We start from the raw sequence: 16,195 nt of genomic DNA on the forward strand, positions 1-16,195 counted from the left end.
CTAACGGCTTAAGATAGACTTCTCCCCCGCCTGCGGTAATGCACCGTGGGCGGGGGTTCTTTATGTCAAGACTTGGTGATGCTTTGCAGTGGTATTAGGTTGCTTTGTCATCGGCGCTAAATGACGACCGCTGATGGGCATCTGTGTATTTGCCGGTATGATGGGGTTGTCAACTCACTCAATTTCCTTTGTTGACTTCCTATGAAAGGCTGATTATGACGAGCCCTTCCCCCATTTCTGCTGGTATGTCCCGCCGCGTGGCGCTGGGCGCGACCGGTGCCGGTGTGCTGGCTGCATTGACTGCGTGCGCTAGCGATATTCGCCCGACGGCTGAAGGTTCGGCGTCTAGCTCCGCTTCTGAAAGCGCCTCGGCCGCTGCTTCCGCATCTGCTTCTTCGGACAAGTCCTATAAGGGCTTTGTGAAGTTCGATAACTTCGAGAAGAACGGCGAATACGTTCCTGCCACTGCCGAGAAGAAGGCGCAGAATGTGCCCAAGCCCCTCGCCCCGGCGAACATGAACGAAGATAACGTTGATGGCATGTATGCGTTCATTGGCTACTGGCTGGCAAGCTTTAACTATGCGCTAATGACCGGTGATACTGAGCCGATGAAGAAGGCTGACCCTGCAGATGTGTATGTGAATGGTCTGCAGGAACTTACGATCATGTACGAGAACGATCTGGGCTGGATGTACGGTACGGATACCCCGGTTACTCTTGAGCTGACTAGTGGTTCACCGAAGAAGGCGTCCGGTAAGGGTACCCGTTACGACTGGCCGGCATACATGAACTACAGCGCCGATGCGAAGATTCACATTGAGGGCAAGTCTGACCAGCCCTTTAAGACCGCTTCTAGCCCGAATGGCAAGCTGGCGAAGGTTGCCGTGGAATACAAGGACGGTAAGTGGATTATGCTCACCGGCGATGAAGGCTCTTCTTCGTCGGCTTCCGCTTCTTCCTCTAGCTCTTCTTCTGTCTAGGCCCCACCATATCGGTTCCGGTCTAACGGTTTGAGGTAGGCTTCTCCCCCGCCTGCGGTAATGCACCGTGGGCGGGGTTTCTTTGTGCCGAAACTCTGCGAAAATTCTGCCGTAACTCTGCGGAACCCCAGGGTAGGAAACCCAGGGAACACCCAGGGGAAAACCCAGCGGATGTTCGGGGTCGGAGGAGGGGCGCTCGGGTACGCTTAACGTATATACATTGACGTACTACATGTGGTCTTTACCTGCAGGTTGTGAGCTTCGTGCTGACGGCTTTGGGGGTGAAGGATCCAACGAAGGACTTCCGATGACTACTTTCTTCACTCGACGTACTGCCCTGGGTGTTGCCGTTGCTGGCGCGCTTTCTGCGTTGACTGCGTGCGCTAGCGATATTCGCCCGCTGGCCGACAGTACCGGCTCGGCTTCTCCGTCGGAGGCGGCGACCGCCTCCGAGACCGCCTCCGAAACTGCGTCTGCGAGTGCTTCGGCTTCTCCTTCTGCGTCTGCGAGTGCTTCGGTTGCTTCGGGTCTTCCGTCTTCGGGTAAGTCCTATAAGGGTCCGATGAAGTTCGATAGCTACGAGAAGACCGGCGAGTACGTTCCGGCGAGCGCTACGAATCCGGCTGAGAATATGCCGAAGCCTGTTCCTCCGGCGAATATGAAGGAGCACAGCGTTGATGGTGCGTATGCTTTCTTGAGTTTCTGGCTTGCTAGCTTGAACTATTTGATGATGACGGGTAACCCGGCCCCGATTGAACATATCTACTACAACGGCTACGGTTGGGAGAAGTATCAGAGCACGATCAAGCTGTATGCGTCGGGTGCTGGTTGGGTGTACGGTACGGAAACTCCGTATATTGTTGAGCTGCTGACGGATGCTCCTCGTGAGGTGCCGGGTAGCGACAATACCCGCTTTATTTGGGAAGGCTATTCCTACATGGACCCGAAGATGATGCGGCATTATAGGAATCAGCCTGAGAAGGCAACGAGCGCTGATGAGTCGAAGAAGAAGGTGGCGAGGTTCCGTCTGGAGTACAAGGACGACAAGTGGGAGCTGTCTAGCGCCGCTTAGTTGCCGTCTGGCGGAGGGTTTCCTCTCGTGGTGATTTTTCATGTTATAAGACCCCGCACCTGGTAAAACGCTGGGTGTGGGGTCTTAATTTTCTGAACACTTGAGGTGGTCGCGGGGGCTAGGTGGTGGCTCTCGGGTAACCTTAAAAATATATACATTGACGTACTGATAGGTCTGTACGGGGTGCGCATGCCCGCCACGGTGTGTGGCGTGATTTGCTCTGTATTGGCTCCAACGAAGGGCTTCCGATGACTACCTTCTTCACTCGACGTACTCTCCTGGGCGTGGGTGCGACCGGCATCCTTGCGGCGCTGGCTGCGTGCGCTAGCGATATTCGCCCGCTGTCGCAGGGTTCCGGCGGTTCCTCTGGTTCAGCTTCTGATGCTGCGTCTGGCGCGGCTTCTGGTGCGGCGTCCTCTTCTGCGAGCGCTTCGGCGTCGCCTTCTCCTACCGATGATCACACGCCCGGCTCATACGTGGGTCCGATTAAGTTCAATAACTACGAGCGGAACGGCACCTACATCCCTGCGACTGCGGATGCGCCGGCGCAGAACGTGCCGAAGCCTCTGATTCCGGAGAAGATGAAGGAAAACAGCCCCGAGGGCGCCTACGCTCTGATGGGTTATTGGCTTGCTTCCCAGAATTATCTGATTCTGACCGGCGATGTTGAGCCGCTGATGAAGGCGGATCCTGCGAAGGCTTTTTTGAGGAACTCTAGGACCATGATTAAGCTCTACGAGTCGGGTCTGGGTTGGATTTACGGTTCGGATCAGCCGTACAAGATTGAGATTGCGGAGAATGAGCTTCAGCCGGTTGCTAATAAGCAGGACCGTTATGAATGGCTTGTGACTGTTGCTTATGATCCTGCCGCTAAGTACCACATTGAGGGTGAGCCTGATGCGACTATCGTTGAGGAGGAAAAGACGATTCCTCGCACGACGAAGTTCATCATGGAGTACAAGGAAGGCATGTGGCGCATGCTCCTGGATAACAACAGCTAATTTTCTTCATCTTCTGATACGCACTATTTAAGGATTTCTGATGACGACTTTCCTTTCTCGACGTGCAGCCCTGCTAGCTGCCGGTGCAGGCGCTATTACGATGCTGAGTGCCTGCTCCAGTGATATTCGTCCGCTGACTGACGGCTCCCCGTCTGCTTCTGGTGAGGCTTCCTCTTCCGCAAACCCCAGCGCCTCTGATAGCCCCTCTGCCTCCGCTAGCTCATCCTCTGCGGATGGTTCTTCTGAGAAGTCTTATCTGGGGCCGGTAAAGTTCGATAACTATGAGAAGAAGGGCGAGTACGTCCCCGCGGATGAGACGCACAAAGCGCAGAATGTGCCCAAGCCTCTCCCTCCGGCGAATATGCATGAGAAAACCATTGATGGCGCATACTCTGCCTTTAGTTTTTGGCTTGCCAGCGTCAACTATCTGGTGCTCACCGGTGACGATGAGCCGTTGAAGCAGGCTGACCCCTCCGGCAGGGATGTGAAGTCTTTCCATGATTACGTGACTTTTTATGAGTCCAATGAGGGGTGGTTTTACGGTTCGGAGCAGGCGCTTCAGGCTGAGATGATGACCCCGCAACCTGAGAAGGTATCGGGTAGCGACTCCCTCTACTACTGGCGTATCACGCTGTCCAAGGACTCTAAGGCGATGATGCATGTTGAGGGTAAGGGAAACAGGCCTATGTACCAGAACACTTCCATGGAGCCTGAGCTTTCCGACCTGAAATTGTCGTATCAGGACGGTAAATGGTTCACTTACCCCACTAAGATACGCGGACAGGGCACTGCGAGCCCGAGCACCAAAGCATCCGATGATGCTAACTCTAAGACCGCCTAGAGCATCTTTGCAGAGTTCACCTTATGGGTGAGGATCTACCTCACTTATAGGGTTAATAAGCTCCAGAGCTTCATCCCCTACCCTACTTATCATTTAAGGATTTTTCATGGCAACTTTTCTTTCCCGACGTGCCGCGCTAGCTGCAGCTACCGGTGCTGGCGCGGCTGCGGCGCTGACTGCGTGCGCTAGCGATATTCGCCCGCTGGCTGATAGCTCCGCCTCCGGTGAGGCTTCGGCGAGTGCCAGCGCTTCTGAGTCTGCGAGCGCATCCGCCTCAGCATCTGCGTCGTCTTCCGCTAAGAAGTCGTACAAGGGTACCGTAAAGCTCGACAAGTACGAGAAGAACGGCGAGTACGTTCCTGCCACGGCTGAGAAGAAGGCGCAGAACGTGCCGAAGCCTGTTGTTCCGGAGAAGATGAACGAGGCGACCGTTGAGGGCATGTACCAGTTCCTCTGCTACTGGGTGGCAAGCTTCAACTACATGTTCATGACGGGCGATTTCGAACCGCTCAAGAAGGCTGACCCTGAAGGCCGCTATGCGAACGATCACGCCAATGCTGTTCTTATCTACTCTTCCGGTAAGGGCTGGGTGTATGACACGGATGCGCCGGTTACCATTCAGCTGCTGACTGATGCTCCCAAAAAAGTTGAGGGCGGTCCCAACCGTTACGATTGGCTCGGACGCATTATCTATGATCCCAATGCAAAGGCTCGCGTTGAGGGTCATGACCCTGTTCCTCTGGTTGATGGATCGACCAAGAGCGAGGCAACCAATTTTCCGTTTGACTATAAGGATGGCGTCTGGTTCTTACTCAGTGATGAAGAAGCTGATTCCCCCTCTTCAGAGGCGAGTAGCGCTAGTGCCTAACCCGCGTTCCTAGTTCATTTATAGTGATGAGGGAAGCTCTCGAATGCAGTTGAGGCTGCGTGCGGGAGCTTCCCCTTTTTGTTTGTATGGCCTGCGTACGGTCGTGTTGAACTATTCTCCCAGATGAGCAGGTGCCGGCTTTGAACGTGTCAACAAACCTGCTCGGGTACGCTTAAAAGCACACGAACAAACTATTGAGGGGTTCCCATGCCTACCTTCGTTACCCGACGCACCGCCCTGGGTGTTGTTGCTACTGCCGCGCTCGCCTCCTTGACTGCCTGCGCCAGCGATATCCGCCCGCTGGAGGACCCGAGCGTGGTTGACTCGATGCGTCCCTACAAGGGCGAGTTGAAGTTCAATAGCTACAAGTCCACCGGAACGTACCACCCCGCAAGCAGCACGAAGAAGGCGGAGAACCCGCCTATGCCCACCCCTCCCGAGAACATGAAATCGAAGACGACCTCGGGCATGTACGCAGCTATAGGCTACTGGGTCGCGTCCCTGAATTATCTGACGGTTACTGGCGACGCTACCCCGTTCAAGGACGTGGACCTGGACGGCATCTACGTGCAGAAGATGAAGGCATACGTAGAGTTGTACGCAAAGAATGAGGGGTGGATGTACGGCACCGAGACGCCGCTCGTGGCTGACCTGACCGAAGAGACCCCGCAGAAGGTTGACGATGAGCAGTACCGCTGGAAGGGTGTTGCCCGTAGCCATAAGGATGCTGTTCTCCATTACGTGCCCGAGGACAGGGACATTCGTCTGGCTGAGACGAGCGGTGACTCCAGCGACGATGAGGTCACTTTTGTGTTGAAATACCGAAACGATGCGTGGATGGTCACCGTTGAGACGAAGAGTTCCTCGACGACTTCTCCCGGATCCTCGGGCGGAAGCGATTCTGGCCTCAACGTTTAGGATGCGGCAGCACGGCAAAGCGGCGACACAGGAAAATACCGGCTCAGGAAAATGCCAGTACAGGAAAGCGGCAGCATAAGAAGATGATGACACTTTCCCCTGGTAAACGGCACTTTTCGTTAGCTAACGTAGCTTTTATAGTATTTTCCAAGGTTTGACAACGAAGAAATCATAAACATAACCAAATACACTAAGGTACCCTGAAATAGATACACCGATAATCTATTGAAGGGTACCTTATGTCCACCTTCGTGACCCGACGCGCCGCCTTTGGCATCGCCGCCACCGCCGCGCTCGCCTCCTTGACCGCCTGCGCCAGCGATATTCGCCCGCTCAGCGACCCGAGCACGCCCAAGGAACAGCGCTCCTACAAGGGCGAGCTGAAGTTTGACAGCTACGAATCACGCGGCACCTACGTTCCGGCGACCAGCTCAAAGAAGGCGGAGAATCCTCCCAAGCCTATTCCTCCTGCAAAGATGAAAGCCAAGACGACGGAGGGCATGTACGCCGCCATAAGCTTCTGGTTGGCTTCTTTCAATTACCTTATAATTACCGGCGATATTGAACCCTTTAAGGCTGTGGATACGAACCGAAACGATATCTACAAGGCCGAACCCTTCGTCGAATTTTACGAGAAAAACACTGGCTGGGTGTACGACACCGATGCACCGTTCTCGGCAGAGCTGGTCGAGGACGCTCCAGAGAAAGTTGACGAGCAACAGTACCGCTGGAAGGGCACTGGCCGTTACAGCAAGGAAGCAAAAATCCACTACACAGACGGTAGGGAACTTACTATGGCTTCACTAAGCAGCGGCCCCGGTGACTACGAGTTCTTCTTCATCTTGGAGTATCAAGACGGTGCATGGACGGTCAGGAATGAACCCACCAAGCTGGCATCAAGCTCAGCCAGCTCAAGCAGCAGCTCCAGCACCTCCGTTTAGAACCCCGGTCATATCGTAGCTGCGTGAGAGCCTCGGGGCCCGTGTTTTTCGTCATCTCCTGCCGCTTTTACGGTCATGGAGGCGCACACGACATTGGGCTGACCGCTCCCCTGCGATATTCTGGAATTAGTTCAATACCGGCACATACTTTAGTCACCTCAGAAAGAGCCCCATGTCTACCATGTATACCCGCCGCACCGCCCTGACCGCACTGGGTCTGGGCACCGCCGCGCTTCTTGCCGCATGTTCCTCGAAGTCCTCCGAGTCTTCGGTGACCGCGAGTGCATCCGCTACCGAGTCTTCGACCGCGAGCGCAACCGCATCCGTCTCCCCCACCGCGGAGGCAACCACCACCGTTGAGCCCGGCCCCAGCATGAAGGGTGAGGTCGTTCTTGCCGATTACTCCTCCACCGGCACTTTTGAGCCCGGCACCAAGGAGCACAAGGCAGTGAACGTTGCGATCCCCGTGGAGCCGGCGAAGCTGCGTGAGAACAGTGTTGAGGGTCTGCACGCGTTCATTGCGTACTGGCAGGCTACCCTGAACTACCTGCTGCTGACCGGTGACGGTGTACGCTTCACGAACATTGACCACACCGGTGACTACTCGACTGTGGCTGAGTTTTTCCAGAGCATGTACGCTTCGGAGAGCGGCTGGGTGATCGGTTCGGAGCGTCCGATGATTCTGTCGCTGACTGCTGACCGCCCGACCAAGGATACTCGCACCGGCTACTACACTTGGGCAACCGAGATGGTGATTGATGGTGCTGAGGGTGCTGGCGTGTACAGCAAGACCAACGATCGTGTGCAGCCGCTGACCGAGGTGTTCAAGTACCCGGGCAAGCCGGTGGCTGGTCAGGTTGTGGCGCACTACCAGGACGGCACTTGGCGTATGGTGCGTCGCGCTCCGGGTACTGCTTCTGCTTCGCCGGTTCCGTCGCTGAGCCCGAGCGCTTCGGCTGAGGGTACTGCGTCTGCGGAGGCTACCACTGCTTCTGCTGAGGCATCGGCACAGTAGATTCAGATCCCCTTTATACCGCTGAGAAGCCACATGTGTTTCGAGAAGCCACCATTATGGTTGCTTTTCGAAACACATGTGGCTTTTCGCTTTTACTCTTTCTTGAATAAAGACAGATATAAACAAAAAAGCCTTGATTCCAAAGAATCAAGGCTTTTTCCTAGTGTGACCCCAACCGGATTTGAACCGGTGTTGCCGCCGTGAGAGGGCGGAGTACTAGGCCGCTATACGATGGGGCCGTGAGATTTACATCTCTTTTACCAGGTCTCCCTGGCAATACATATAACTATACAGAGGTTCCCAGAAACAACCAAATTGAAAAGCGGTGAATTGGGTCACATATTTTACACCGAGTGCAAGACCTACCGTTTAGGCTCCTTTCCAGCCAAACCAGGCACTCCCCCGGCAGCTTCAACCACCACAGCGGCCCGCCTCCGCCCAATAAACAGCCCCATAAAACGCCACAGCGCCAAGGCACAAAAATGCGCCCCGCACAGCGTACGGGGCGCATCCGCTCAAATTAGAGCAAGAAACTATGCCTTACGGCGGCGAAGCACCATCACAGCGGCACCAGCAATCAGCGCGAACGCACCGACAGCAGACAGGCTCAGAACATTCTGAGCACCGGTCTTAGCCAGCGAGCCCTTGCTCTGAGGCGCAGACTTGGTAGCCGAAGCGTTCACCTGAGCATCGGAGCTAGAGCCCTTAGGCTGCGACTCAGACTTCACCGAAGAAGAGTTCTTCAGCGGCGCGGTCTTCGCGGTGGTTCCCAGCTGATCGTTAGCGTCCTCAGCCTTCGACTGCTCACCCTTGGGCTGTTCAACTGCCGGCTTCTTTTCTACTGCAGCAGATGCGGAAGGCGATGCCGAAGCATTGGTCGGGAATGCCGGCTCGTCAGCCTCATCGCGGTTATCTGCATTGCCGGCATCCTTCGCATCGTTGACAATCAGCGAAACAGCCGAATCGTAATTACGGTTGGTTGCCACGTCAGAACCAGCGGTGACGGTACCGAGCATGTAGCCCTGGCTGTACTGCATGGTGTTCGCGGGAACACGCAGGGTCGCGTCGAAGGAGTACTTGCCGGTGCGTGCGTTGTAGACGAACGCGCTCGCCGGAACGACGGTCGAGACCTTCTGAATGCTTGCCAGTTCGCTATCGGTCAGCTTGTCGAAACCCATCGACCATTCGCCTTCCTTGACCAGGAACAGGCGAATACCTTCAGCCGGGGGCTTCTCAAAGTCATAGCCGGACACATGGAAGGTATAGGGGCGAGTAATGTCGACAGTGCCCTCAGCGAAGTTCAGGGTGGGGTCAATCAGCACTGCGGTAGCCTGCTTCGGGTAGCCCTGGAAAGGAACCTTAGCGGGGTTAATGGTCGCGGTGGAGGTGAACTCGCCCCCGGAAACCTCAGCGTAGAACTTCACGATGGAGTTCGGAACCAGCTTCTGCTGCGAGGAGGGAACAGCCTTGCCGTTACGGTCAACGGTCGCCTTGGAGGTATAGGTGTCGGTCATGGAGCCGTCACCGGTCTTCGAGTTCAGCACGTAGGGTACCGCCGCGGTGGTGTTAGCAATGTCCTGCTTGTCCACTGCGATGACGGAGCCATCCTCGGTGACGGTCAGGTCGTTAGCCTTACCGCCGTTCATCTCAACCTCACCAATCACGCGGTCAGCCTTGGCGTCGAAGATGGCGATCTTGCCGGTACCGAAATCGGTCACGTACACCAGGTCGCGGTCCTCGTCGTTCTCCATGGACAGCGCCTGGGTGCCGAACTTAACGAACTTCTTGAACGCACCGGTGGTCAAATCGTAGACGGAGATACCGGAGTTCACGCCGTCCACGCCCTGCGAGGAGACGTAAATTTCGTTCTCGGAGTGGTCAATAGTGACGTCAGAGGGACGAACCTCAACGGAGGAATTCTCGCCCCGGGTCTGAATAACCTGCTCAGTCTTGAAGGTCTTGGTGTTGATGACGAAGACCTTGCCGCCGGTACGCTCGGGCACGTACAGCTTGTCGCCGTCAACGGTCATGTTCATACCGACGTAGCGGGTGCCGCCGTTGGGGGCGCCTTCCAACTGCAGCTTGGTAACCTCGAAGGTCTTCATGTCGATCGCGGACACGTAGTAGCGGCCGGTCACGAACACCTTGCCGGAGTTGTGGTCCACCAGCACGGAGCGGGGGTGCTCAATCCAGTTCGGGTCGCTCTCGGCGATGCCGTGGTTAGTCCAAATCTGCTCCATGGTGTTCTGGTCGAACACAGACAGGGAGTTGTCGGTGGTGTTAGTAACCCACACGGTGCCGGATACGTCATCAACAGTGATGCCGTACGCGGAAATGTAGCCGAATTCGCCGTTCTTATCCAGCTCGAAGGGAAGCGCTGCTACTTCTTCAATCTGAAGAGTGTCTGCGTTGACACGAGCAATAGTGGAGGCGAGGTTGCTATTACCGCCCACGCCGACCATCCAGATCTTGTGGTTCGCCTTGGAGTAGGCAACCTGGTACTGGCCGGGCAGACCCTGGGTAATCTGCGCGACGGATGCGGAGGTGTCAACAACGCGGCTCAGCGATGCGGTGGAAGGAGCCGATGCGCTGGAGGCGGCGGTCTGGTTTGCGGTGTTCGGTGCTGCGAAGGAGGCAGGAATCATGGCTGCGCCGGAGATTGCGAGCGCGAGGGAGCCGACGGCGAGCCCCTTCAGTGCTTTGCCCGAGGAGGGAGTGAGGTTCAATGTGTGTCCTTCAAATGTGTAACGGAAGTGCTCACATGCCGCATGCGAATGCTAACGAGACACCCGTGAATATGCGGTGACATATTCGACGGCACGAAAAGCAGAAATGCAGGTAACGCATAAATTTACCTACCTTCTAATCCTCAGTGTTTTCCCAGGAAAATACAAGCAGCGACGTGGGTGTGTTTTGTATTTTTATGAGTGAGCCCCTAATTCGCCTCCAGTATCACGTGAAGGTTGAGCTGTTTCCGGGGTTTTTCTTTGCTCTTGCAGGCAAAAACCCTGTCCACAAGGGGTGTTGTGACGCTTTTATATTTACACATTAATGTAAAAGTTTAGGTGAGGCGCGCCAGTAACATTCACCGCTGGCCACACATTTTTTCGACATTCAAAACCTATATTTTTACAGACAAGTGCACATATATAAATATATTTTAAAACCTCTGCCCAGCATTAGCCCAAGCAGGCACGCAAAAGGCGGGTACCCCTCCCCCAGATTCGAAGAATCCGAAAGAGAAAATACCCGCCTTCTCACGCGTTACATCGAGCATTTACGCCCGAAAACTAAACGCTACGCTTTATGCCTTGCGGCGGCGCATCACCAGAGCAGCACCTGCAATCAGAGCCACAGAAGCGAAAGCAACCAGCGGCATCACAGCGTCAGCACCGGTGTTCGCCAAAGCGCCACGCGAAGAGCCAGCCTGCGAGGAACCTGCGTCGCTCTTAGCAGCCGAGGAACCACCGCCCAAATTATCGGAGCCACCAGCAGAGGAACCGCTGTTCTTCACAGCCGAACCGGACTTATCAGCCTTCACAGCATCCGGAGCAGGCTTGGAGTCCTGTGCACCGGTCTTAGCGTCAGACTTGGAGTCAGACTGAGATGCCTGATCCTTGGAGGTCTGATCCTTAGCCTCTGCGGTGTTCTCGGACTTAGCATCAGACTTCTTGTCCTCAGACTTCTTGTCCTCAGGCTTCGGATCAGCCGGCTTCGGATCAGCCGGCTTCGGGTCTGCAGGCTTCGACTCCTCAGCCTTCACACCGGTCACCGTCGGGTAACCCGCAAACTGAAGCGAAGTCGGGGTGATTGCCACCGGTGCTGCGCTCGCGTCGGTGTCCTTCACGCCAACCTTGAACTTCAGAATCGAGTTAGCCTTCAGCTGCTGAACCGATGCGGGAACGTCGTTACCCTGGCGGTCCTTGGTGGGCAGGGTGGTGTACTCGCTGGCGGTGGTGATTTCGCCGGTGGTGCCGTTGAGCACGTAGGGCAGGGTCACCTTCTCGTCGCGGTCCTTCTTGTCAACAACCAGCACGGAGCCGTCCTTGAGCAGGGTCACGTCGTTCGCGGCTGCACCGTTCATCTCAACCTCGCCGATGACCTCGTCAGCACGGCCGTCGAAGACAGCCACCTTGCCGGTACCGAAGTCGGTCACGTACACCAGGTCGCGGTCCTCATCGTGCTCCAGAGCAAGCGCCTGGGTGCCGAACTTGACGAACTTCTTGAACTCGCCGGTGGTCAGGTCGTACACGGAGATACCGGAGTTGACGCCCTTCACACCCTGGGAAGAGACGTAAATCTCATTCAGCGAGTGGTCCACAGCAACGTCGGAGGGGCGAACCTCAACGGTGGAATCCTCACCCTGAGTCTGGATGGTCTTCTCAACCTTGAAGGTCTTGGTGTCCACGACGAAGAGCTTGCCGCCGGTGCGCTCGGGCACGTACAGCTTGCCGCCATCGAGGAACAGGTTCATGCTGATGTAGCGGGTGCCACCGTCGGGTGCGCCCTCAAGCTGAATCTTCTCAACCTGCTTAGTCTTCAGGTCAATAGCAGAGACAAAGTAACGGCCGGTCACGAACGCCTTACCGGACTCGTGGTCAACCAGAACGGAGCGGGGGTGCTCAATCCAGTTCGGGTCGTCTTTCTGCACGCCCTCGTTGGTCCAGATGAGCTTGAGGGTCTGCTGGTCGTACACTGCCACGGAGTTGTCGGTGGTGTTGGTAACCCAGACGGTGCCGTCCACGTCATCAACGGTCACACCGTACGCGGAGGTGTAGCCGTACTGGCCCTTGTCGTTCTTCTTCACGGGCAGCTCGGCGAAAGCCTCGGTCTGCAGGGTGTCTGCATCCACGCGTGCCAGGGAGGAAGCGAGGCCGCCGCGTGCACCCACGGTGGGCACGAACAGCTTGTGGTTCTTCTTGGAGTAGCCAACCTGGAACTGGCCGGGCAGACCCTGAATGATGTTCGCAACGCTACCGTTTGCGTCCACGGTGCGGTGTGCCTCGGTGGAGGGGGTGGTTGCGTTGTTGTCGGCCGCCTTGGTCTTGGTGGCGGTTGCCGGGTAGCCCTGGAACTCGCGGGTTTCGGGGGTGACCTGCTTGACCTCGGAGTTGTCGCCTGCGGTTGCGGTGACCTTGAACTTCAGGATGGAGTTCGCCTGAATCTCGGAGGTCTTGGCGGGAACCTCGTTGCCCTGCTTGTCCTTAGAAGGCTTGCTGGTGACCTTATCTGAGGTGCTGACGGTGCCGGTGGTGCCGTCGAGGACGTAGGGCACGGTTGCGGTTGCGCCAGCCTGCTTGTCCACAGCGATAACGGAGCCGTTGGGCAGTACGACCAGGTCGTTTGCCTTGCCGCCGTTCATGGCGACCTCAGCGATCAGCTTGTCTGCTGCGCCGCCGTCAATCACGCCCACCTTGCCGGTGCCGAAGTCGGTCACGTACACCAGATCATTGGCCTCATCGTTATCGAGCGAGAGCGCCTGGGTGCCGAAGGGGATGAACTTCTTGAACTCATAGGTGGTCGCATCGTACACGGATACACCGGAGTTCTCGCCCTTCACGCCTTGCGAAGAGACGTAAATTTCGTTCTGCGAGTGGTCAACAGCCACGTCGGAGGGGCGAACATCGCCGTCCTTATCGCCCTTCACAGAGATGGTCTTCTCGACCTTGAAGGTCTTAGTGTCGATCACGAAGAGTTTGCCGCCGGTGCGTTCGGGCACGTACAGCTTACCGCCGTCCACCAGAATGTTCATGCTGATGTAGCGGGTACCGCCATCGGGTGCGCCCTCAAGCTGAATCTTCTCAACCTGCTTGGTCTTCAGATCGATAGCCGAGACAAAGAAGCGACCGGTCACGAAAGCCTTACCCGACTCGTGATCGACACGCACCTCGCGGGGGTGCTCAATCCAGTTCGGGTCGTCCTTGCTCAGACCCGCATTGGTCCACAGCTGCTTCATGGTCGCCTGATCGTACACGGCAACGGAGTTATCGCGGGTGCTGGTCACCCACACGGTACCTTCCTCGTCATCGACGGTGATACCGTACGCACCCTCGTAGGAGTAGCCCTTCGCGTCCTGGACGATGGGCAGCTCAGCAACTGCCTCAATCTTCAGGGAGTTCGCGTCAATACGAGCGATAGTGGAAACGTGCTCGTCGCGGTCTGCAGTGCCCGCAACCCAAATCTTGTTGGTCTTCTTGGAGTATGCGACCTGGAACTGACCGGGCAGACCCTGGGTGATCTTTGCCATCGCCTTGTCGGTGATGGTGCGAGCGTCGCTGCTCTGGCTTGCTGCCCGGGTGGATTCTGCCGCGAACGATGCGGGGATGGTGGCAACGCCGGAAATTGCCAGTGCCAGCGATCCAACGGCGAGACCCTTGAATGCCTTGCTTGATGCGAGCTTCATATGTATGTCCTTTTTCGTGGGTGGTGTGTGGAGGTGCTTCTCTCCCCCACCGATGGGTGGTGAGGTGCCGCGTTTTTCCTGCTCTCTGATGTGGGTTTCGTGGGCCCACGAGGAAGGAAACTAGTCTTCACACAGTATTAAGTAAGGTAGCCATTAACTTGCCTTCTAGGTAATACTTACTTAGCGCACAGGATTTTTCAAGATTTCAGGTATATATGACGCAAAATTTCATATGCCAGGCACAGCCTGTCACTAAAACTCCCCGACTAAAACTCCCTGAGGTGCGGCAATACAGCAGCGAGGCACGACATGGCACAGCAAAACCCCCGCCTCCAGCAAAGCCAGAAGACGGGGGTTCCACGCACCCCAACACACGGTGCCGAAGTGACACGGTGCCAGGGGTGACTAAAAATTAGGAGACATACGAGAAGTCAGTGAACAGCAGGTTCTGCAGCTTGTAGCGGCGAATGAAACGAGCCAGCTCCGCGCGAGTAGTCGGCGCGGTCGGGTTGAACACACCCGAAGCATCCAGCACGATGTCGTTCGCGCCAGCCCACGCAACGTAACGATGCAGAGTACCCGCACCGAGCACGTCGCGGAAACGAGAACCAGTGCCCTCCTTCATTTCGGTCAGCTGAACCTCCGCGTTGTACTGGAACAGCACAGCCGCCAGCTCCTCGTGAGAAACCGGTGCGGTCGGGTCAATCTTGTCGCCACCGGTGAGCGGCTCGGTGATCTTACGGTCACGAGCCCAGTGCAGCGCGTTCGCGGTCGGGCGGTCTGCCGCATCCGCGAAGGGTGCAACATCCGAGTTTTCGCTCACGCCAGCGTGACCTGCAGCGTGGTTCAGCAGAGCAATAAGCTCCTCACGGGTCACAGGGCGGTCCGGCTCAAACGCGCCAGTCTGCGGGTTCGGCATCAGCCACTTCTTCTGGTTCGCCATGCGGATATCCTCAGCGAACGGGTGGTTATCCGGAACATCCTCGAAAGAAGTCTTCAGAATCTTAGTCTCAGCCATGGGGATGCGCGCAGCAATCTGGTGGGTAATCTCCTGGCCCCACGGGTCAGAGCAAATATCCAGCTGCAGGGCGTGATCAACACCTTCACCCTGCATCAGCTCGATGGGGAACTGGTCGCTACCGCTGAAGCTGTCAGCGTCACCGTCAAATTCGGGGGTGAGCGGCCAGGAGCGCAGAGTTTCGAAAGAGTCGTTACGAACGTAGCCGTGGCGTACGGTCAGGGTGGTGCCTTCGGTGAGGAATTCGCGCAGACCGTGTGCAGTGTAGTTGACGGTCATACCGGTTTCGGTGATGGTGGCGCGCTGAATGACGAGGCGCGGGCCTTTGGTTTCCTCGGTTGCCGGGGCAAGGTTTGCGGGAGCTTCGTCAGCCTGAGCGGCCTGTGCCTGCAGGGTCAGTACGCCTGCAGCAGCAGCGGCGGAAGCACCCTTTACAAAGAATCGTCGTGAGAGTCGATGGGTAAGCAAGGGCATGATTGTCCTATTCAGTTCTTGTTTGAGTTGAGTGAGTTACGGGTGGCAGGATGCGCGGACAGCGGCGTAAACGGTGAGTGAGGCCGATACGGTGGTTCCCTCCCCTGTGTGCGTGAGTGAGACGCAGCGTACGGGGTGCGGGTGTCTGTCGGGCGGATGCGCGGTGAGTGAGACCGGCACGGTTCCCTGACCCAGTCATCTAGCGTACCTTAAAGTCCCGTTTAAAGCGAAGACGAAACGGCGGTGATTTTACGCCCATTTTCGGTATTCAACGAAGTAGGGGCGTTATCTGGCAACGTTTGCCGGAAGTTGGCATGGGTTGGACGAGGGAGGCAAGGGAAGCATTGCGGAGCCGCTGGGGTGCGGATTGAACATAGTTAGGCTGATATTTTTGGGTGCACTGTTTACCAGCCCTCCTTTTTGGGGAGGACTGGTAAACAAGGCTTTCTAAAACATCCCCACTGATGCGGGGAACACCTGAACGCGCTCAAGCTGACGATGCAATGGCAGGGCTCATCCCCGCTCACGCGGGGAACACATACGCCGCTCCAGAGCCTCAATCAGGACTTTGGGCTCATCCCCACTCGCGCGGGGAACACCAAGGCATTGCGGCTCGCCCGGCGGTTGCCCCGGGCTCATCCCCGCTCGCGCGGGGAACACAAGA

General features: G+C 56.6%; 11 protein-coding genes and 1 tRNA gene. 8 read left to right on the top strand and 4 right to left on the bottom strand.

Annotation, left to right across the window (positions count from 1 at the left end):
- Nucleotides 1-215 precede the first annotated feature (215 nt).
- The 8 genes from LPB405_RS01045 to LPB405_RS01080 all read left to right on the top strand — a co-directional run bounded on the left by LPB405_RS01045 (nucleotide 216) and on the right by LPB405_RS01080 (nucleotide 7,636).
- Nucleotides 216-980, top strand: a complete 765-nt coding sequence (locus tag LPB405_RS01045; RefSeq protein WP_080974517.1) for a DUF6318 family protein — start codon at nucleotides 216-218, stop codon at nucleotides 978-980.
- Nucleotides 981-1,287: 307 nt separating this feature from the next.
- On the top strand, nucleotides 1,288-2,052 hold the full coding sequence (locus LPB405_RS01050) for a DUF6318 family protein (protein WP_219101606.1): 765 nt from the start codon (nucleotides 1,288-1,290) through the stop codon (nucleotides 2,050-2,052).
- A gap of 248 nt (nucleotides 2,053-2,300) precedes the next feature.
- Complete coding sequence (locus LPB405_RS01055) at nucleotides 2,301-3,053, top strand: DUF6318 family protein (protein ID WP_049362168.1); 753 nt, start codon at nucleotides 2,301-2,303, stop codon at nucleotides 3,051-3,053.
- A gap of 40 nt (nucleotides 3,054-3,093) precedes the next feature.
- On the top strand, nucleotides 3,094-3,894 hold the full coding sequence (locus tag LPB405_RS01060) for a DUF6318 family protein (protein WP_219101607.1): 801 nt from the start codon (nucleotides 3,094-3,096) through the stop codon (nucleotides 3,892-3,894).
- A gap of 106 nt (nucleotides 3,895-4,000) precedes the next feature.
- Nucleotides 4,001-4,762: a DUF6318 family protein gene (locus LPB405_RS01065; RefSeq protein WP_219101608.1), complete on the top strand. Its 762-nt coding sequence runs from the start codon at nucleotides 4,001-4,003 to the stop codon at nucleotides 4,760-4,762.
- 207 nt (nucleotides 4,763-4,969) lie between these two features.
- The gene (locus tag LPB405_RS01070) at nucleotides 4,970-5,680 is read left to right on the top strand and encodes a DUF6318 family protein (RefSeq protein WP_219101609.1); all 711 of its coding nucleotides are present in this window, start codon (nucleotides 4,970-4,972) and stop codon (nucleotides 5,678-5,680) included.
- Nucleotides 5,681-5,919: 239 nt separating this feature from the next.
- The gene (locus tag LPB405_RS01075) at nucleotides 5,920-6,621 is read left to right on the top strand and encodes a DUF6318 family protein (protein WP_219101610.1); all 702 of its coding nucleotides are present in this window, start codon (nucleotides 5,920-5,922) and stop codon (nucleotides 6,619-6,621) included.
- Between the two features lie 172 nt (nucleotides 6,622-6,793).
- A complete protein-coding gene (locus LPB405_RS01080) occupies nucleotides 6,794-7,636 on the top strand; it encodes a DUF6318 family protein (RefSeq protein WP_219101611.1) in 843 nt (280 codons plus the stop codon).
- Between the two features lie 166 nt (nucleotides 7,637-7,802).
- Here LPB405_RS01080 and LPB405_RS01085 read toward each other — a convergent pair.
- The 4 genes from LPB405_RS01085 to LPB405_RS01100 all read right to left on the bottom strand — a co-directional run bounded on the left by LPB405_RS01085 (nucleotide 7,803) and on the right by LPB405_RS01100 (nucleotide 15,531).
- Nucleotides 7,803-7,875 (bottom strand) — tRNA-Glu (locus LPB405_RS01085).
- Nucleotides 7,876-8,169: 294 nt separating this feature from the next.
- A complete protein-coding gene (locus LPB405_RS01090) occupies nucleotides 8,170-10,362 on the bottom strand; it encodes an LPXTG cell wall anchor domain-containing protein (RefSeq protein ID WP_219101612.1) in 2,193 nt (730 codons plus the stop codon).
- Nucleotides 10,363-10,940: 578 nt separating this feature from the next.
- The gene (locus LPB405_RS01095; protein ID WP_219101613.1) at nucleotides 10,941-14,039 is read right to left on the bottom strand and encodes an LPXTG cell wall anchor domain-containing protein; all 3,099 of its coding nucleotides are present in this window, start codon (nucleotides 14,037-14,039) and stop codon (nucleotides 10,941-10,943) included.
- A 412-nt stretch (nucleotides 14,040-14,451) separates the two neighbouring features.
- Complete coding sequence (locus tag LPB405_RS01100) at nucleotides 14,452-15,531, bottom strand: S-layer homology domain-containing protein (RefSeq protein WP_219101614.1); 1,080 nt, start codon at nucleotides 15,529-15,531, stop codon at nucleotides 14,452-14,454.
- Nucleotides 15,532-16,195: the final 664 nt, after the last annotated feature.

This window comes from Rothia mucilaginosa, from assembly GCF_019334805.1.
In the GTDB taxonomy this organism is placed as follows: Bacteria; Actinomycetota; Actinomycetes; order Actinomycetales; family Micrococcaceae; genus Rothia; species Rothia mucilaginosa_C.